Origin of the sequence: Janthinobacterium sp. PAMC25594 (assembly GCF_019443505.1) — a bacterium.
GTDB lineage: Bacteria > Pseudomonadota > Gammaproteobacteria > Burkholderiales > Burkholderiaceae_D > Janthinobacterium.
On record NZ_CP080377.1, the window covers coordinates 4116340 to 4136801 of the forward strand.

13 protein-coding genes are annotated in these 20462 nt (G+C 63.1%); all 13 read left to right on the plus strand.

Annotated features, from left to right (window positions below; genetic code table 11):
* The first annotated feature begins 99 nt into the window (after positions 1 to 99).
* Entirely contained in the window at positions 100 to 1725 is a 1626-nt protein-coding gene (locus KY494_RS18465) for a ShlB/FhaC/HecB family hemolysin secretion/activation protein (RefSeq protein WP_258194311.1), read from the plus strand.
* A gap of 56 nt (positions 1726 to 1781) precedes the next feature.
* On the plus strand, positions 1782 to 3563 hold the full coding sequence (locus KY494_RS18470) for a DUF2341 domain-containing protein (protein WP_219887792.1): 1782 nt from the start codon (positions 1782 to 1784) through the stop codon (positions 3561 to 3563).
* Between the two features lie 13 nt (positions 3564 to 3576).
* On the plus strand, positions 3577 to 3987 hold the full coding sequence (locus KY494_RS18475) for a biopolymer transporter ExbD (protein WP_034753784.1): 411 nt from the start codon (positions 3577 to 3579) through the stop codon (positions 3985 to 3987).
* Positions 3988 to 3997: 10 nt separating this feature from the next.
* Positions 3998 to 4714: an energy transducer TonB gene (locus KY494_RS18480; protein WP_258194313.1), complete on the plus strand. Its 717-nt coding sequence runs from the start codon at positions 3998 to 4000 to the stop codon at positions 4712 to 4714.
* 36 nt (positions 4715 to 4750) lie between these two features.
* Positions 4751 to 6484 carry a putative porin gene (locus KY494_RS18485; protein ID WP_219887793.1) on the plus strand — a complete coding sequence of 578 codons (1734 nt, stop codon included), beginning with the start codon at positions 4751 to 4753 and terminating at the stop codon, positions 6482 to 6484.
* 6 nt (positions 6485 to 6490) lie between these two features.
* Positions 6491 to 7171 carry a hypothetical protein gene (locus KY494_RS18490; protein ID WP_219887794.1) on the plus strand — a complete coding sequence of 227 codons (681 nt, stop codon included), beginning with the start codon at positions 6491 to 6493 and terminating at the stop codon, positions 7169 to 7171.
* Between the two features lie 30 nt (positions 7172 to 7201).
* Positions 7202 to 7693 (plus strand): YbjN domain-containing protein, encoded by a 492-nt coding sequence (locus KY494_RS18495; RefSeq protein ID WP_258194314.1) that lies wholly within the window; start codon positions 7202 to 7204, stop codon positions 7691 to 7693.
* A 210-nt stretch (positions 7694 to 7903) separates the two neighbouring features.
* Complete coding sequence (locus tag KY494_RS18500) at positions 7904 to 11008, plus strand: DEAD/DEAH box helicase (protein ID WP_219135878.1); 3105 nt, start codon at positions 7904 to 7906, stop codon at positions 11006 to 11008.
* 49 nt (positions 11009 to 11057) lie between these two features.
* Positions 11058 to 12185 (plus strand): HAMP domain-containing sensor histidine kinase, encoded by a 1128-nt coding sequence (locus tag KY494_RS18505; RefSeq protein WP_219887796.1) that lies wholly within the window; start codon positions 11058 to 11060, stop codon positions 12183 to 12185.
* Between the two features lie 124 nt (positions 12186 to 12309).
* Positions 12310 to 12990 (plus strand): response regulator transcription factor, encoded by a 681-nt coding sequence (locus tag KY494_RS18510; protein WP_099761503.1) that lies wholly within the window; start codon positions 12310 to 12312, stop codon positions 12988 to 12990.
* A gap of 155 nt (positions 12991 to 13145) precedes the next feature.
* On the plus strand, positions 13146 to 13853 hold the full coding sequence (locus KY494_RS18515; protein WP_219887797.1) for a transposase: 708 nt from the start codon (positions 13146 to 13148) through the stop codon (positions 13851 to 13853).
* A 194-nt stretch (positions 13854 to 14047) separates the two neighbouring features.
* Entirely contained in the window at positions 14048 to 18748 is a 4701-nt protein-coding gene (locus KY494_RS18520; RefSeq protein WP_219887798.1) for a glutamate synthase-related protein, read from the plus strand.
* A gap of 69 nt (positions 18749 to 18817) precedes the next feature.
* Complete coding sequence (locus KY494_RS18525; protein ID WP_219887799.1) at positions 18818 to 20281, plus strand: glutamate synthase subunit beta; 1464 nt, start codon at positions 18818 to 18820, stop codon at positions 20279 to 20281.
* Positions 20282 to 20462 lie beyond the last annotated feature (181 nt).

Below are 20462 nucleotides of genomic sequence, written 5' to 3' on the forward strand. Positions count from 1 at the left end.
GGCGTTCGTCTAGGTACTGTCTTGCCGAGCATAGCGTTCGGCGCCGCGATACCGGGTAGGGCAACCGTTTGATTTTGAGGTGAATGGAATATGCGTGAGATGAAGAAACGAGGTAACGGTGCGCCGCAGGCGCCCGCGACCGCCTTGAGCCTGCTGTGCCTGGCCATGCTGGCGTTGCCCGGCATGGCGCGCGCCCAGGACGCCGTCCCGGCGGCGGCCCCCGTGGCCGCGCCGGAACGGCAAGTGACGATCGAGGAATACCTGGTGCGCGGCAATACCGTGCTCGACGCGCGTGCCATCGAAGAGGCGGTCACGCCGTTCCTGGGGCCGGGCCGCACCCTGAAGGACGTGGAAGGGGCACGCGACGCCCTCGTTGCGGCCTATCAAGCCCGGGGCTATCAGTCCGTCTACGTCGACTTGCCCGAGCAGCAGGTGGAGCAGGGCGTGGTGGTGCTGCAGGTGAGCGAAACCAAGGTGGGCCGCTTGCGCGTGGTCGGCGCGCAATACAACTCGCCGCTCGACGTGCGCCAGCAAGTGCCGGCACTGACGGAGGGCAAGGTGCCCGACTTTACCCAGGCGCAAGTGGAATTGACGGCCCTGAACCGCGGTCCCAAGCGTCAGGTGATGCCGCTGGTCAAGCAGGGCAGCCTGCCCGGCACCATGGACGTGGACTTGAAAGTGGAAGACAGCAGCCCGTGGCGCGCCAGCGTCGGCTTGAACAACGATTACAGCGCCGATACGAAGAAATTGCGTACCAGCATGTCGGTCGGCCACGACAATCTGTGGCAGCTCGGGCATAGCGCCACCATCAGCTTTTTCGGCACGCCGGGCGACCTGAACCAGACCAAAGTGTGGTCCGCCTCGTACGTGGCGCCGATCGGCACGCAGGGCTGGAGCCTGGAAGCGACCGGCTACCAGTCGAACAGCAACGTGGCCAGCACGGGCGGCACCAGCGTGCTGGGCAAGGGCCATGCGCTGGGCATGAAAGTCAACTATACGGTGCCCAACAGCGGCATCTGGTGGCACAGTTTTTCTGCCGGCATCGATTTCAAGGATAACCAGGAAGCGCTCAAGCTCAATGGCGCGGGCAGCAGCATTCCCCTGAAATATGTGCCGCTGAGCGTGTCGTATAACGGCTTTGCGCAGACGGAGGCGGCGACCTACGGCCTGGGCCTGTCGCTGGTGGCCGGCACGCGCGCCTCGTTCGGCTATGGCAGCGACAGCGCGGCCTACGACAACAAACGCTACAAGGCCTCGCCCAGCTTCCTCGTGCTGAAGGGCGACGCCAACGCCACGTACACCCTGGGCAGCGGCGCGCAGCTGTACGGCAAGCTGGCGGGCCAGCTGGCCGATGCGGCGCTGGTGTCGGGCGAACAGATGGCCGCCGGCGGCGCCAATTCCGTGCGCGGCTACCTGTCGGCCGAAGCGACGGGCGACTACGGCGTGTCCGGCACCGTCGAATGGCGCACGCCGCAGCTGACGTATTTCAGCCGCCTGGAAAACTGGCGCCTGTATGCGTTTGCCGATGGCGCGCGCCTGCGCCTGCGCGATCCGATGATCGAGCAGAAAGACCTGTTCGGCCTGGCCTCCGTGGGCTTGGGCAGCAGTTTCCAGTTCCTGCGCTACCTGAATGGCCGCATCGACTTTTCGTATCCGCTGCGCGATGGCCCGCGCACGCACAAACACGTGCGCCGCATCAATTTCAACCTGTCGGCCAGCTACTGACGGCCCAGCCAACCAGCACTGCACTTTTTTAGACTTTTTTTCGGAGAATCACTGTCATGCAACGTTTTCTTTTTCTGCTCACGATCCTGGGCACGCTCGTTCCCGGCCTGGCGCACGCCTGGTGGCAGCCCGACTGGGCTTACCGCAAACCCGTCACCGTCGATGCCGGCCCGAAGGCTGGCGCCGTGGGCGGCGATCCCGGCCGCATTCCCGTGCTGTTGCGCTTGCATTCGGGTAACTTCAACTTCGAAGGCGTCAGCGACAACGGCGCCGACCTGCGCTTCGTGGCGGGCGACGATAAAACGGTGCTGAACCACCAGATCGAGCAATTCAATCCGCTCTTGGGCATCGCCCTGATCTGGGTCGACGTGCCGGCCCTGACGGCCGGCACGCCGCAGCAGCTGTGGATGTACTACGGCAATCCGAAGGCGCCCGCTTCCGGCAATGGCCAGCGTACGTTCGATCCCGACTACAGCCTCGTGTATCACTTCACCGAACCTGGCGTGCCTTCGCGCGACAGCACCGCCTACGGCAACCATGCCCAGACGGCCGTGCCGGCGCTCGATGGTTCCGTCATCGGCGTCGGCGCCCGCCTGGGCACGACGCCGTTGATGCTGCCCGCCTCGCCATCGCTGGCGCTGGCCGCCGGCGCGCCATTCACCTTCTCGGCCTGGGTCCGCCCGGACAGCCTGGGCGCGCAGCAAGTGCTGTATGCGCGCCGCGACGGCGCCAATGAATTGCTGATCGGTATAGACCAGGGCGTGCCGTTCGTGCAGGTGAATGGCCAGCGCAGCAAGCCGGGCCAGCCTATCCAGGCCGCGCAATGGTCGCACCTGGCGGTGAAAGCCGACAAAGCCAACGTGGCCCTGTACGTGGGCGGCCGTCCGGCCGTCTCGCTGGCCACCGCCCTGCCGGCTTTTACGACTGCCGCTTCGGTGGGCGCCGATGCGCCGCCGGTCGCCGCCGGCGCCGCCGCCCTGGCCAACTTCACGGGCGCCATCGACGAGCTGCGCCTGTCGCGCACGGCCCGTCCCGACGCGCTGTTGCTGGCCGATGCCGTTTCGCAAGGTTCCGAATCGCGCCTGGCCGTGTTTGGCGCCGATGAACAGCAGGCCGGCAAAAGCCATTTCGGCTTCATCATTGCCGCCATGCCGCTCGACGCCTGGATCGTCGTCGGCCTGTTGGGCCTGATGATGGTCTTGTCGTGGATCATCATGATCGGCAAGGGCCGCAGCTATGGCGCCATCGCGCGCGCCAATGCGCAATTCATGCAGTCGTTCCACGAAGCGGCCGGCGCGCCGCTCGATCACCTGGCGCGCAATGGCAAGCTGAGCGCCTCCGTGAAGACGGATTCCTCGCTGTGGCGTTTGTATGACGTGGCCATCGACGAGATGCGCCGCCGCCACGACCGTGGCTACGACCTGAACGCCGTCTCGAACGCCACCATCGGCGCCATCCGCGCCGCCATGGATGGCGTGATGGTGCGCGAAAGCGAGCGCATGTCGAAACGCATGATCTGGCTCTCGACCACCATCGAAGGCGCGCCGTACGTCGGCCTGTTCGGCACCGTGATCGGCATCATGCTGGTGTTCGTCGTGGCGGCCATGGCCGGCGCCGTGGACATCAACTCGGTGGCGCCGGGCATGGCTGCAGCGCTGCTGTGTACGGCTGCCGGCCTGGGCGTGGCGATTCCCGCGCTGTTCGGCTACAACTGGCTGTCCTCGCGTTCCGACGCCATCGTCGCCGATATGGCTGTCTTCGTCGATGAATTCGCCACGCGCCTGGCTGAAGAGCAGGGCGACGGACGCCAGATGCGTCCCGTGCTGCAACAGGCGTGAGGGGCACATAACCATGGCCACCTCCGCCAAGTTTACCCCCCGCAAGCGTAGCGGCGGCATCAACATCACGCCCTTCGTCGACGTGCTGCTGGTGGTGCTGGTGATCTTCATCCTGACCAGCAATGCCAGCATTCCCGGCATCAAGGTCGACCTGCCCAAGGCCAGTTCGGCCATGGCGCTGGAAAAACCGAAGACCAAGGCCATCACCATCGACAACGCGGGCCAGGTCTTCCTCGATGCCTATCCCGTCACCCTGCCCGAGCTGGAAGAGCGTTTGCGCACGGAAAAGGCCTTGACGCCCGACTTTCCCGTGATCGTGCGCGGCGATGCTGCCGTGCAATACGCGAAAGTGGTCGAAGTGCTCGACTTGCTGCGCCGCATAGACCTGAACCAGGTGGGCCTGGTGACCGGCAAGCCGGCATGAGGAGCGCAAGGTGAAGCGTGACGACATGATGAAGATGGCCGCCTCGGAACCGTCGGGCGCGGCGCAGTGGTGGCGCCGCTGGGGCGGCGTGGCTGGCGGCGCGCTGCTGGCCGCTGGTCTGGCCACGCTGGTCTGGTATTTGCTGTCCGACACGGCGGCCACGAAGCGCGAAGTGGCGGCCCCGCCGATGCTGATGCTGCCACCGCCGCCCCCGCCGCCGCCGGAACCGGAAAAACTGCCGGAACCGACGCCCGACAAGGTGGTGCCGGAAGTGTCGGAGCCGGAACCGACGCCGGCCGACAAGCCCATGGATGACGCGCCGGAAAGCCCGTCGCCGGACAAGGGCGACCCCGTCACCATCGATGGCGCTGCGCAGGCCGGCAGCGACGCCTTCGGCATCCAGGCCGGGCGCGGCGGCGGCATGAGCGGTAGCGGCGGTGGTGGCGGCCTCGGCGCGGGATCGTATGGCCGCTATGTGGCCAATGCCTTGCAGATGGCCTTTGCCCGCGACCCGCGCACGCGCCAGCTGGCGTTCGCCGACATCCGCGTCGACCTGTGGCTCGATACGGACGGCCGGACGTCGAAGGTCCACCTTGTGCAAGGCACGGGCAATGCGCAGACGGATGAGCAGGTGCTGGCCATGGTGCGCGACTTCCGCGCCGATGAGCGGCCACCGGCGTCATTGCGTTTTCCCGCGCGCGTATCGATCAAGGGCCGCCGGCCGTAGCGCCCACATTCATATTAATTTTTTTCGAAAGAAACAATGAATTCCTTATTTTCTCCCTCACAGCGCCTGCGTCGCCTTCCGCTGGCGCTGGCCGCCTTCGCCCTGAGTGTGGCGGCAGGCGCGGTACAGGCGCAGGCACCGGCCGACAGCACCATGGTCAAGCTGATCCGTGGCCTGATCCAGAGCGGCGCCCTCAACAAGGATGCCGGCGAGGCGCTGCTGGCGCAGGCGCAGAGCGAAGCGCTGGCGCAAGCGCAAGCCCGTCCGGCCGCCGCCTCCGCACCGCTGGCGCAAGCCCAGGCGGGCGACGTGCGCGTGCCGTATATTTCGCAAACCGTGCGCGAGCAGATCCGCGACGAGATCAAGGGGCAAGTGCTGGCCGAGGCGAAGGCGGGCGGCTGGGCGGCGCCGAATGAAACGCCGGCCTGGACCAAGCGCATCCGCGTCGAAGGCGATGTCCGCGCGCGCTACGAATCGCGCTACTACGACATGGCCAACAGCAATATCGAGATCGACTGGCGCTCGCTCAACAGCGGCAGCGGCTATGACGTCAATGCGAACACCAACCTGGCCCTGCCGGCGCTGCTGAACACGCGCCAGGATCGCAAGAATTTGCTGCGCGCGCGTGCCCGCCTGGGCATCCTGGCGGACATTTCCGACAGCACGCAAGCGGGTATCCGCCTGGCCAGCGGCAATGACGACAGCCCGGTGTCCACCACGCAAACCCTGGGTGGTGGCCTGGGCAAGAAAAACATCTGGCTGGATCAGGCCTGGCTGTCGTACCAGCCCGCTTCTTGGCTGAAACTGACGGCCGGCCGCTTCGACAATCCGTTCGTGTCGGGCGACGAACTGTTTTCCAGTGAACTCAATTTCGACGGCATCGCCGCCAAGGTGCAGCAACCGGTCGGCGACAGCAAGGACGTCACCGTGTTCGGTACGCTGGGCCTGATTCCGCTCGAATATTCGTCCGACAATGCGCCGAGCCGCAGCCAGGCAAAAATGTCCAGCGAAAACAAATGGCTGCTGGGCGCGCAGGTGGGCGCCTCGTGGAAAATCAATAGCGACCACCAGTTGCGTGGCGCCCTGGCCTACTACAACTTCCGCAACATCAGCGGAGAATACTCGCAGCCGTGTGCGCTGTACGCGGGCGCCGATGGCTGCAGCACGGACTGGTCGCGTCCGTCGAGCATGCAAAAGGGCAATAGCTTGATGCTGCTGCGCAATATCGCCTTGAACCCGCTGGACCCGGCGAACACGCCGCAGCCGCAATTCGTGGGCCTGGCGTCGAAGTTCCGTTTGGCCAATATCAATGCGCGCTGGGATAGCAAGGTGGCCGGCGGCACGGACTTGCGCATCGAAGGAGATTATGTGCGCAACATGGCCTACGACAAGAGTGCCATGTGGGCGCGCGCCAAGGGCGGCATCATGAACAACTTCGGCGGCACGGGTGGCGTCTCGCAAGCCGATTTCAGAAGCGGCGGCAATGCCTACATGCTGCAGGCGACTCTGGGCAAGGCCAGCCCGGCGGCGCGCGGCGACTGGAACGTGCTGCTCGGCTACAAGCGCATCGAACCGGACGCCTTGCCTGACGCTTACAACGATTCCACCTTCCACCTGGGCGGCACAAATGCGCGCGGCTACTACCTGGGCGGCGCGTATGCGCTCGACAAGAATACCTGGTTGAACGGTCGCTGGACGTCGAGCCGCGAAGTGTTCGGTTCGGCGCTGTCGATCGACACCCTGCAAATCGAATTGAACGCGCGTTTTTAAGGAGCCATGATGTTGAGATTCAACAAAACGCGCTTGCCGCTCCTGCTGCTGATGCTGCTGGCCGGTGGCGCCGCCCAGGCGCAGGGACAGAAGGGGCAAAGCATGGAAGAGCGCCTGCGGGCCGAATTGCGCAATGTCACGGCGCAATTGCAGCAGACGCGTGGCGAGCTGGAAGTGCTCAAAGCCAAGGGCGGGCCTGCCGCCAAGGCGACGCCCGCTGCTGCCGCCGCGCCCGCCAGCGATGGCTTGAAAAAGGAGCTGGCCCGCAGCCAGTCGCAGCTGGCGCAGGAGCGCGCGCAGCGGGAGAAACTGGCAGCCGAGCAGCAGCGCGGCGCCGCTGCCGCACAGGAGGCCAGCGCCAGCCTGGCGCAGTACCGCCAGGCCAGCGAGCAGCTGGCCGCCACGGGCAAGCAGATCGAAGCGGAACGGGCGCGCCTGGACGGCGAAGTGACGTCGCAGCGCGGCGCCCTGGCACGCTGCGAAGCCAAGAATGCCCAGCTGTATGCGGCCGGGCAAGAGATCCTGCAGGCGTATGAAAGCCTGGACGTGCTCGGTGTCATGCAGGCACGCCAGCCGTTCGCCGCGCAAAGCAGAGTCAAGCTGGAACAAATCGCCCAGCAATATGGTGACCAGCTGTACCAGGGGCGCTTTGATGCGCGTCAAACCGAAACACCTGCACCCCAATAATTTTACTTCTTTGAAATGAATGGAATGACGATGGAACACACCAACACCAACTTGCTGAGCACCCTGAATGCGGAACAAACGGCCGAGGCCATCAAGGCGGCCGGCTGCGCCGTGACGAGCATCGAACACGACGGCGTCGTGCGTCTGCACAGCGCCAGCCATGGCATCGGCTTTCAAGTGCTGTGGGGCAATGAAACGGCGCCTGGCCATTATGCGGACCTGACCCTGAGCTGCCCGCTGCGCGTGCAGGGCGGCGACTTGCCGGCCGGCTTGCTGGCCGAATGGCACCGCAGCAAGCGTTTTGCCCGCGTGGCCCAGCATGGCGATTTCGTCGTGCTGGAAATGGATGTGCTGGTCGCCGGTGGCGTCAGCCGCGAGTACCTGAATATCAATCTGCAACTGTGGACGCAGATGATGGGCCAGTTCTTCTTGTTTTTGCGCAACTTTACGCCAGCCGATACGAGCACGGCACCGGTAGTCGAGGCCGCCAGCGTGGTGGAAGAAGAAACTGTGCCGGCCTGATAAGAACCTTGCATGGGCGGCGAAGATGGCCGGTAACGGACCTTTTTTGCCGCTGGCGGGCTCCAAGTGTCGTATTACATACTTATTTTTTAGGCATCGCGCATTAAAACTGTTCAAAGAGCGTGTGTGAATCAAGCCAGCAACGCCTGTATGGCGGATAATATTGCCTGTTGCCGATTTGGATACGACCTTTACACAAAAATGCGCCCCATGGATTTTACCCGCGACGAAACCAGTGAAACCCCAGTTGCCCCGGCCAGCGCGCCGGGAGCGCCTTTGCCGTATGCCGTCGCCACCTGGCTGCAGCGGGTGGAGGCTGCCGCCCATCCGAAGGCCGTGCTGACGATTGCCGAGCCAGACCCCAAACTCAACCAGCATCGATTGATCTACGTGCTGGCGCCCACCAGCGGTGGCCGCCACGTGGCCCTGTGCCTGTACAAGGCGCGGCTGCGGCCGAATGGCGACGTGGCGGCCGCTACTCCCATCAGCGAAATCTTTTCCTTGCTGTCGGCGCCGCCCACGTTTTTGACGCCGGCCGACGAAGACCTCGTGCGTTTCTTCGTGGCCATGCGCAGCGGACAGAATTCGCAGACGGGCAGCGCCACGGAGCCAAAGGGCAAGGTGGGCGCGGCCCTGCTGAAAATGCTGGCCGAGCAAGATAAACTGTTGTGGGCCAATTCCTGGGCAGACGTCGGCAATGGCCTCGTGTATCCGTTGAAGGAAGGTCCCGTGCGTCCCGCGCGCCTGTTCTGGCGCGACGAAGGCAAGACCATGCGCCTGGGCTGGCAAGTGGACCCGCCGGAAGGCGCGAAGCACCATGGCGCCGACCAGATCGACTACATGCTGCCCACCGATCCGCCGTGGTACATCGACAACCTGTCGTGCGGCGTGCTGGAACTGAACCAGGGCGGCTCCGACATTTCCCTCGCCGATCTGCAGGCGCTGGTGGCGCAGGCGCCGCCGTTGAACGCGAACGACAAGGTGCGCGTGTCGCAATTGCTGCTGGCGCAGGGCTTGCAGCATTTGATGCCGCTGCCGCAACCGTTGCCGCAGCGCTTGCGCAAGGACGTGCCGGCGCAACCGGTCTTGCTGCTCGACAGCGCCATGCTGGCCGATGGCAGCGCGCAGCGCTGGAGCGATTTCGCCGTGCTGTCCTACGACTACGATGGCGAAAGAGTCTCGTTCGACCCGTCGCAGCGCGTGGTGCGGCAAGTGGGCGAGGTGACGGAAATTATCCAGAGAAACACGCTCGATGAAGCGCGCGCCTTGGCCACTCTGGCCGAGCTGCAATTCAAGAAGCCGGGCTCGGCCCCCCTGAGCGGCTTGAAGGGCGCCTTGCAACTGCCTTCCCAGGCGGAATGGCTGCGTTTTGCCGAGTCCGGCATCGACGCCTTGCGGAAGCAGGGCTGGATCGTGGAAAAGACGGCCAAGTACCGCTACGACGTGAGCGACGTGGGCGACTGGTACGCGGAAATCGACGACCAGGACCCGGACAGCGGCAACGCCTGGTTCGAGCTGGAACTGGGCATCGTCGTGAATCACGAAAGAGTGCCGCTGCTGCCCGTGCTGGTGCAGCTGATCCGCAACGCGCCCAACGATTTCAACCCGAAAGTCATCGAGGCGCATGCCGATGATGACCAGATGCTGGCGACCTTGCCGGATGGCACGCGCGTGGCGCTGCCGTGGGGCCGTGTGCGCCCCATCCTCAACACCTTGGGGGAACTGTACTTCAGCGACAAGATCAAACATGCGGTGCGCATGTCGACCCTGGACGCGGCGCGCCTGGAAGAGCTGGCGCGGGGGCTGGAATTGCGCTGGACGGGCGGCGAGCAGTTGCGCGCCATGGGCCGCAAGCTGAGCCAGTTCGGTTCCGTGCAAAAAGTGGCGGCGCCAGCGGGGCTGCAAGCCACCCTGCGCGACTACCAGGCCGACGGTCTGGCGTGGATGCAATTCCTGCGCGACCATGACCTGGCCGGGATTTTGGCCGATGACATGGGTCTTGGTAAAACCGTGCAAACCCTGGCGCATATCCTGGTGGAAAAGGAAGCGGGACGCCTCACGCATCCGGCGCTGGTGATCGCACCGACGAGTTTGATGGGCAACTGGCAGGACGAGGCGGCCAAGTTTGCGCCCAGCCTGAAAGTGTTGCTGCTGCAAGGCAAGGATCGCGCCCAGCAATTCGACCAGATCGACCAATGCGACCTGGTGCTGACCACCTACGCGCTGTTGCCGCGCGACGAGGAAACCTTGCGCGAGCACGATTTCCACCTGGTCATCCTGGACGAATCGCACTACATCAAGAATACGCGCAGCAAGGCGGCGCAAAGCGCGGGCCTGCTGCGCGCGCGCCACCGCCTGTGCCTGTCCGGCACGCCGCTGGAAAATCACCTGGGCGAACTGTGGTCGCAATTCCACTTCCTGCTGCCGGGCTTGCTGGGTGACGAGAAGACGTTTAACACGCAGTTCCGCCATCCGATCGAGCGCCAGGACGACCCGCTGCGTCGCATGCTGCTGAACCGCCGCATCAAACCGTTCCTGCTGCGCCGCACGAAGGACAATGTGGCCAAAGAGCTCCCGCCGAAGACGGAAATGGTGCGCAAGGTGGAATTGACGGGGCCGCAGCGCGACCTGTATGAAACCGTGCGTCTGGCGATGGATCAAAAAGTACGCGAAGAAATCGACAAGAAGGGCGTGGCGCGCAGCCAGATCGTCATTCTCGAAGCGCTGCTGAAACTGCGCCAGGTCTGCTGCGACCCGCGCCTTGTCAAATCCTTGCCGGCGAAGAAGCAGTCGGCCGGTTCGGCCAAGCTGCTCGACCTGATGCAGATGGTGGAAGACTTGCTCGATGAAGGGCGCAAGATCCTCGTCTTCTCACAATTTACCAGCATGCTGGAATTGATCGAGGAAGAGCTGGAATCGCGCGACATTCCGTATGCCTTGCTGACGGGCGAGACGAAGGACCGGGGCGCGCAAGTGGCGGCCTTCCAGCAAGGTGCCGTGCCCATCTTCCTGATCAGCCTGAAAGCGGGTGGCGTGGGCTTGAACCTGACGGCCGCCGACACGGTGATCCACTACGATCCGTGGTGGAATCCGGCGGCGGAAAACCAGGCCACCGACCGCGCCTGGCGCATCGGCCAGGACAAGCCCGTGTTCGTGTATAAACTGATCGCCAAGGGCACCTTGGAAGAAAAAATCCAGCTGCTGCAGCAAAAGAAATCGGAGCTGGCGCAATCGATCCTGGCCGAAGGCGAAGCGCAGAAGATGGCGCTCACGCAGGAAGACTTGCAGCAGATTTTCGCCCCACTGGAAGATTAAGGGCGCCGCACGCTTATACTTGGCGCTTCTTTCTTGCCAGGTATAAAGCATGCTGCCCTTCCTCCTTCTGCTGCTTGCCGGCGCCATCCTCATGGCGCTGCGTTTCGTCCAGTTGCGCCGCGCCCTGCTGCGCGCGCGGGCGGGCGAAGCCCAGTTCCGCCTGCTGGCCGAGCACGGCCGCGACGCGGCCTTCCTGCTCGACGCCACGACCCTCGAATTACTCTACATCAGCCCCGCCGCGCAGCGCATGAGCGGTTACGACCTGTCCGCCCTGCAGAGCCACGCGGCGCAGCTGGCGGCGGATCTGCCGGCCCGCTTGCAGCGCTGGCGCGCTGGCGACGCCAGCCGTTTATCCCTGCTGCGCGAAGTGGAGCTGCCACACGCCGACGGGCATCTATTGGCGCTGGAAATCAGCTCGACCATCGTGCCTGCCATATACGGGCGCGGCGTGACTCTTGTCGGCACGGTGCGCGACGTCAGCGCCGTCCTCGCGCAGGAAGCCGAGCGGGAAAAGGAGCAGAAGCGCTTCGCCTCGATGCTGTCGCATGAATTCCGCACGCCGCTGGCCACCATCGACGGCGCCATCCAGCGCCTCGTGTCGACGTCGAAAGACGCCGACGAGGCCACGCGCAAGCGCTACGTGAAAATCCAGACGGCCGTCGACCGCCTGCTGGGCATGATCGACGACTATCTGTCGCCCGAGCGCATGGCGGCCATTGGCCGCGAGCGGGCCGCCGACGGCATCGCGCCGCAGGCCTTGCTGCGGCAGGCGGCCGCCACCGTGCAGGCCAGCCACACCGTGCAGCTGGAACTGGATGAAGACTTGCCCGCCAGGCTGCGCTGCGACGTGCCCGGCATGGCCCTGTGCCTGAAAATCCTGCTGGACAATGCCGTCAAGTTCAGCCCGCCGGGGAGCAGCATCACCGTGTCGGCCAGGCTGGCGCCCGAGGGTGGCGTGGAACTGTGCGTGCGCGATGCGGGGTCCGGCTTGCGGGAAGAAGAACTGGCCCAGTTGTTCGCAAAAGGTTTCCGTGGAATCGATGCCACGCATCCGGGTGCGGGCCTGGGGCTGTACATGGCGCGCGCCGTTGTCGAGGTGCATGGGGGGAGTTTGCAAGGGCATAATCTGCCCGAAGGAGGGGCGCTTTTCCGCATTTGGTTGCCGCTTCCTGTCTAGACAAGGAAAAGCCTTGCTTCCGCTGAAGGCAACCGTGATAATTCCTTGACGTAAACCTATTGTGCCGTCCATCATGGTGCAGAAGTTGCCCACGGTAGCTCACTAACGGAAGAATGGCGTTGCAATGACGAAAATACTGATCGTCGAAGACAATCTGGAGTACGCCGAAGACATGGCGGAGTTTCTCGTTGAGCTCGAACATGAAGTCCATATCACCAGCTCCGCTGGCGGGATGTGGACGGCGTTGAGCCATGGCAATGTCGGCGTGGTCGTGCTGGACCTGGGCTTGCCTGACGAAGATGGCTTCAACGTCATCCCCCGCATGCGCCAGCTGTATCCGCAAATTGGCGTGCTGGTGCTGACGGGGCGTGTCGCTTTCGACAGCCGCATCCTCGGTTTGCGCCTGGGCGCCGACCACTATCTGACCAAGCCGATCAAGTTTCCCGAACTGGCCGCCCACATCGAGGCGCTCGACCGCCGTGTCGGCCCGCAAGATCCCGTGCCGGAGCCGGGCAAGTGGACTTTGAAAGTAAGCGCCCGCCAACTTGAACTGATGGGCGCCGTCATCGCGCTGACGGAAAAGGAATTCAACTTCCTGCACTTGCTGACCATCAACACCCGCCCCGTGCCGCGCGACGTCATCGTGGCCGGCATGGGCGGCGAGGACCCCGATGCGGGCCGCCGGGTCGACATGCTCGTGTACCGGCTGCGCAAGAAAGCCAAGACGGGCCTGGGCCAGGACTTGCCGCTGCGTAGTGCGTATGGCGAGGGCTACAGCCTGTCAGCCAGCTTTAATCTGTCCTGATCGTGGATATTGCGCCGCCCGCAAGCGGGCGGCAGCATATAAGGGACAGAGTCCATCGTTTTTCCGCGTATTTTCAATAAAACAGGGTCAGAGTCGCGTCCTGCGCTCGCAAGTGTGTAAAATCAAGGCCTTAGCCTTCCTTTTGCGATTCTGCCATGGCCCGTTTGCCCCGCCTCATCATTCCAGCACTGCCCCATTACGTGATCCAGCGCGGCAGCAACCGCCAGAGCGTATTCCAGGATGCCGCCGACTACGCGCAATTCCTGTCCTGGCTGAAAACGGGCGCGAAAATGTTCAAGGTGGCGATTCACGCCTACGTTTTGTTGCCTGATCAGCTACATTTGTTGGCCACGCCCGGCGATGCGACGGGCCTGGGCCAGCTGATGCAGTGGCTGGGACGCTATTACGTGCCGTATTTCAACCAGAAATACGGTCGCGAAGGCGCTTTGTGGCAGGGACGCTACAAAACCTCCGTCATCGATCCCGACAATTTCTTCCTTGCTTGCTGCCGTTACCTGGAGTGCGTGCCCGTGCAAACGGGGCTGGTGGGCCAGGCATTGGACCATGCTTGGTCCAGCTATGCCCACCATGCGGGCGTGCGTCCCGATCCCCTCATCACCGACCATGCGCTGTACTGGGCGCTGGGCAACACGCCGTTCGACCGCGAGGCGGCGTATCTGCGCCTGTTCGAGCAGGGACTGGGCAGCAGCCAGGTGAAAACCCTAGAACAGGTTGTATTGAAGGGCTGGCCGCTCGGTTCCGACGCTTTCAAGCAGGCGCTGGAGCAGAAAATGCAGCGGCAAGTACTGCCTGCCAAGCGCGGCCGTCCCCGCAAAATCGTGGCCGCTGCGGACGCCAATTGAAAAGTATTCGCATTTAAAACAAAAAATGGTTTCTTTCTGACGTTTTATTGAAATTGCTTCAACTATGTCCCTATTAAATTTTTAGAGCGACGGAATGGAATTTAATTCGACTCCGACCCTGATTGTTGTAGTTGAGTTTTTTGTTGCGTTGCACTACTCTAGGTTTTCGATAGTCATATGCAGCGGAGAAGCCCATGAAAGCGCAAGGCCTGTACGACCCAGCCAATGAACACGATGCCTGCGGCGTCGGTTTCGTCGCCCATATCAAGGGCAACAAGACCCATTCGATCGTCGAACAGGGTTTGCTGATTCTGAAAAACCTCGATCACCGGGGCGCCGTGGGCGCCGATGCGCTGATGGGCGATGGCGCCGGCATCCTGATCCAGATTCCCGACCAGTACTACCGCGAAGAAATGGCCAAGCAGGGCGTGGAATTGCCGCCGCCTGGCGAATACGGCGTGGGCATGGTCTTCCTGCCGAAGGAACACGCGTCGCGCATCGCTTGCGAACAGGAAATCGAACGCGCCGTGCGCATCGAGGGACAAGTCGTGCTGGGCTGGCGTAACGTGCCCATCGATACGGACATGCCGATGTCGCCCACCGTGCGCGCCAAGGAACCGGTCATCCGCCAGATCTTTATCGGCCGCGGCCCGGACATCATGGTCACCGACGCGCTCGAGCGCAAACTGTATGTGATCCGCAAATCGTCGGGCCACGCTATCCAGGCCTTGAAACTGCTGCACGGCAAGGAATTCTTCGTGCCGTCGATGTCGGCGCGCACGATTGTGTACAAGGGCTTGCTGCTGGCCGACCAGGTGGGCGTGTACTACAAGGACTTGCAGGATGCGCGCTGCATCTCGGCCCTGGCCCTCGTGCACCAGCGTTTCTCGACGAATACCTTCCCCGAATGGCCGCTGGCCCACCCGTACCGCTTGATCGCGCACAATGGCGAGATCAACACGGTGAAAGGCAACTTCAACTGGATGCGCGCGCGCGAAGGCGTGATGAAGTCGGCCGTGCTGGGCGACGACCTGCAGAAACTTTTTCCGCTGATCTATGAAGGCCAGTCCGACACGGCGTGCTTCGACAATGCGCTGGAATTGCTGCTGATGGCCGGTTATCCGATCGCCCAGGCGATGATGATGATGATTCCGGAAGCGTGGGAAAACCACACGACGATGGATGACAACCGCCGCGCCTTCTATGAATACCACGCGGCCATGATGGAACCGTGGGACGGCCCCGCCGCCATGGCGTTTACGGATGGCCGCCACATCGGCGGCACCCTGGACCGCAACGGCTTGCGTCCGGCCCGTTACATCGTCACGGACGACGACCTGGTGGTGATGGCGTCGGAATCGGGCGTGCTGCCGATTCCCGAGTCGAAAATCATCCAGAAATGGCGCTTGCAGCCTGGCAAAATGTTCCTGATCGACCTGGAAGCGGGCCGCATCATCGACGACCAGGAACTGAAAAACACCTACGCCAACGCCAAGCCGTACAAAGCGTGGATCAACTCGGTGCGCATCAAGCTCGACGAGATCAAGCTGGCCGAAGGACAAGCCAAGCAAGACCGCGCCCAGGGCGAAAAAGCCCAGCCATCGCTGCTGGACCGCCAGCAGGCGTTCGGCTACACGCAGGAAGACTTGAAATTCCTCATGGCGCCAATGGCCGTGGCCGGCGAAGAGGCAACGGGTTCGATGGGCAATGACTCGCCGCTGGCCGTCATGTCGAACAAATTGAAGCCGTTGTATAACTACTTCAAGCAACTGTTCGCGCAAGTGACGAATCCGCCGATCGACCCGATCCGCGAAGCGATGGTGATGTCGCTGGTGTCGTTCATCGGCCCGAAACCGAACTTGCTCGATACCAACAACGTCAACCCGCCGATGCGCCTGGAAGTGGCGCAGCCCGTGCTGGGCTTTGACGACATGGCGCGTCTGCGCAACATCAGCGCCCACACGGGCGGCAAGTTCAAGTCGTATGAACTCGATATCTGCTACCCGCTGGCCTGGGGCAAGGAAGGCGTGGAAGCGTGCCTGGCCTCGCTGTGCGCGGAAGCCGTCGATGCCGTCAAATCCGGCCACAACATCCTGATCGTCTCGGACCGCGCCATTTGCGCCGACCAGGTGGCGATCCCCGCGCTGCTGGCCACCTCGACCGTGCACCAGCACCTGGTGAGCAAGGGCTTGCGCGCGTCCACCGGCCTCGTCGTGGAAACGGGCTCGGCCCGCGAAACGCACCACTTTGCCTTGCTCGCGGGCTATGGTGCGGAAGCCGTCCATCCCTACCTGGCCATGGAAACCCTGGCCGAGATGGCGCATGGCTTGCCCGGTGATTTGTCGGCCGACAAAGCCATCTATAACTACACCAAGGCGGTCGGCAAAGGCTTGATGAAAGTCATGTCGAAGATGGGCATTTCGACGTATATGTCGTACTGCGGCGCGCAAATCTTCGAAGCCATCGGTCTGAACAAGTCGCTGGTGGACAAATACTTCAAGGGCACGGCCTCGAACGTGGAAGGCATCGGCGTGTTTGAAGTGGCGGAAGAAGCGCTGCGTCTGCATGCGCTGGCCTTCGGCAACGATCCCGTGCTGATGGATAAGCTCGACGCGGGTGGCGAATATGCGTTCCGCGTGCGCGGCGAAGACCACATGTGGACGCCGGACGCGATTGCCAAGCTGCAGCACTCCACGCGCAGCAACAATTTCTCCAGCTATAAGGAGTACGCGCAAATCATCAATGACCAGAGCCGTCGCCACCTGACCTTGCGCGGCCTGTTCGAATTCAAGCTCGACCCGACCAAGGCCATCCCGCTCGACGAAGTGGAACCGGCCAAGGAAATCGTCAAGCGTTTCGCCACGGGCGCCATGTCGCTCGGTTCCATCAGCACGGAAGCGCACGCCACCCTGGCCGTCGCCATGAACCGCATCGGCGGCAAGTCGAACACGGGCGAGGGCGGCGAAGATCCGAACCGCTACACGCAGGAATTGAAGGGCATCCCGATCCGCCAGGGCGACACCATGGCTTCCATCGTGGGCGCCGAGCAGATCGTCGTCGATATTCCGTTGCAGGAAGGCGATTCCATGCGCTCGCGCATCAAGCAGGTGGCGTCGGGACGTTTCGGCGTCACGGCCGCCTACCTGAACTCGGCCGACCAGATCCAGATCAAGATGGCGCAAGGTGCGAAACCGGGCGAAGGCGGCCAGTTGCCGGGCCATAAAGTGTCTGAATACATCGCCAGCCTGCGCTTTTCCGTGCCGGGCGTGGGCCTGATTTCGCCACCGCCGCACCACGATATCTATTCGATCGAAGATCTGGCGCAGCTGATCCATGACTTGAAGAATGCCAATCCGCGCGCCTCGATTTCCGTGAAACTGGTGTCGGAAGTGGGCATCGGCACGGTGGCCGCCGGCGTCACCAAGGCCAAGGCAGACCACGTGGTGGTGGCCGGCCACGACGGCGGCACGGGCGCCTCGCCCTTGTCGTCCGTGAAGCATGCGGGTACGCCATGGGAGCTGGGTCTGGCGGAAACGCAACAAACGCTGGTCTTGAACGGCTTGCGCAGCCGCATCCGCGTGCAGGCCGACGGCCAGATGAAGACGGGCCGCGACGTGGTCATCGCCGCCCTGCTGGGCGCCGACGAGATCGGTTTCGCCACGGCGCCGCTGGTGGTCGAAGGCTGCATCATGATGCGCAAATGCCATTTGAACACCTGTCCGGTGGGCGTGGCCACGCAAGATCCGGTGCTGCGCGCCAAGTTCTCGGGCAAGCCCGAGTATGTCGTCAATTACTTCTTCTTCGTTGCCGAGGAAGCCCGTCAATTGATGGCGCAGCTGGGTATCCGCACGTATGACGAACTGATCGGCCGCGTCGACTTGCTCGATAAATCGAAGGCGATTTCGCACTGGAAGGCGCAGGGCCTGGACTTCTCGGCCATCTTCTACAAGCCGGAAACACCAAGCGGCCAAGCCTGCCGCCACGTGGAATTCCAGGACCATGCGCTGGAGAAAGCACTGGACCACAAGCTGATCGCGCAAGCGCGCGCGGCGCTGGAGAAGGGCGAACGCGTCTCCTTCATCTCGCCCGTGCGCAACGTCAACCGCACGGTGGGCACCATGCTGTCCGGCGAAGTGGCGAAGAAGTATGGCCACGCCGGCTTGCCGGACGACACCATCCACATTCAATTGCAAGGCACGGCGGGCCAGTCGGCCTGCGCCTTCCTGGCGCACGGCATCACGATCGACCTGGTGGGCGAGGGCAACGATTACGTGGGTAAAGGCTTATCCGGCGGACGCATCATCGTGCGGCCGAATACGGAATTCCGCGGCTGGGCCGTGGACAACATCATCATCGGCAACACGGTGTTGTACGGCGCCATCGCCGGCGAAGCCTTCTTCAATGGCGTGGCCGGTGAACGCTTTGCCGTGCGCAACTCGGGTGCCACCACGGTGGTCGAGGGCCTGGGCGACCATGGCTGCGAATACATGACGGGCGGCACGGTGGTGGTGCTGGGCAACACGGGGCGCAACTTCGCGGCCGGCATGTCGGGCGGCATCGCCTATGTATATGACCCGGCCGGCGACTTTGCCACCAAATGCAACACGGCCATGGTCAGCCTGGACAAGGTCGTGTCGGCGGCGGAACAGCATCTCGACCGCGATGCCTGGCATACCCAGCACCGCGACGGCGTGCCGGAAGCCGACGAGGTCATCCTCAAGCGCCTGATCGAGCGTCACTTCAAGCACACGGGCAGCACCCGCGCCCGCGTCCTGCTCGACGATTGGGCCGCGGCGCGCGGCAAGTTCGTGAAAGTCTTCCCGAACGAATACAAGCGTGCGCTGATTGAAATGGCTGCCGATGCCGCCATGGAAGTACAAGCCGTCGCCGCCTGAGCCAGCCGAGATGAATGTGAAGGGAGCGGCCGCGCCGCTCCCGCCAGCTAAAAATACAAAGGAACTATCGTGGGTAAAATTACCGGCTTCATGGAATTCAAGCGCCAGGACGAGCACTATCTGGAGCCTGCCGCGCGCCTGAAGAACTACAAGGAATTCGTGCTGCACCTGTCGGATGCGCAAGCTACCGTGCAAGGTGCGCGCTGCATGGATTGCGGCATTCCCTTCTGCACCACGGGTTGTCCCGTGAATAACATCATTCCTGACTGGAATGACCTGGTGTACCGCGGCGCCTACCGCGAAGCGCTCGACATCTTGCATTCGACCAACAACTTCCCGGAATTTACGGGCCGCATCTGCCCGGCGCCGTGCGAATCGGCTTGCACCTTGGGCATTCACGAAGATCCGGTCGGCATCAAGTCCATCGAGCATAAAATCATCGACATGGGCTGGGAGCACGGCTGGGTCACGCCGCAGCCGGCCCCTTTCAGCACGGGCAAGAAAGTGGCCATCGTCGGTTCCGGTCCTGCCGGCCTGGCGGCGGCGCAGCAGCTGGCGCGCGCCGGCCATGCCGTCACCGTGTTTGAAAAGAGCGACCGGGTCGGTGGCTTGCTGCGTTATGGCATCCCCGACTTCAAGATGGAAAAATCGCACATCGACTTGCGCGTGAAACAAATGGAAGCCGAAGGCGTGGTGTTCCGCACCAGCGTACTGGTCGGCAAGGATTTCCCTGCCCATGTGAACAACTGGGCCAAGGAAACCATTTTCCCGGAAGACCTGGAAAAAGAATTCGACGCCGTCATCATGGCTGGCGGCGCCGAGCAGCCGCGCGACTTGCCCGTGCCGGGCCGCGACCTGAAAGGCGTGCACTTCGCCATGGATTTTCTGCCGCTGCAAAACAAGGTCAACGCGGGCGACAAGCTCAAGGACCAGATCAAGGCGACGGGCAAGCATGTGGTGGTGATCGGCGGCGGCGACACGGGGTCCGACTGCGTGGGCACCTCGAACCGCCATGGCGCCGCCTCGGTGGCCCAGTTCGAACTGATGCCGCAGCCGCCGGAACAGGAAAACAAGCCGCTGGTGTGGCCGCACTGGCCGACCAAGCTGCGCACCTCGTCCTCGCACGAGGAAGGCTGCGAGCGCGACTGGGCCGTGGCCACCAAGCGATTCGAAGGCAAGGGCGGCAAGGTGGAAAAGCTGATCGCCTGCCGCGTGGAGTGGAAAGACGGCAAGATGAGCGAAGTGCCGAACTCGGAATTCGAGATGAAGGCCGACCTGGTCTTCCTGGCCATGGGTTTTGTTTCCCCTGTGCAACAAGTGCTGCAAGCGTTCGGTGTCGATACGGATGCGCGCGGCAACGTCAAGGCGACAACGGATGGCGCCGGCTGCTACCAGACTTCGGTGGCCAAGGTGTTTGCGGCCGGCGACATGCGCCGTGGCCAGTCGCTGGTGGTCTGGGCCATCCGCGAAGGGCGCCAGTGCGCGCGCGCCGTCGATGAGTTCCTGATGGGGGCATCCCTGCTGCCACGCTAATTAACGAGCAATTGTTCGTTTTTTTGACAGGGCCACGCGCGGATTGCGACGTGGCCTTTCTTATTTTTACTGCTCAAGTCGACAGCCGTGAACGCCATCGGAGGGGGGCACGATGCACAGGTCAAATTTCCACTACAATATCTGACTTTCGATTCATTAGTGTTGTATTCTTCCCCTTTCC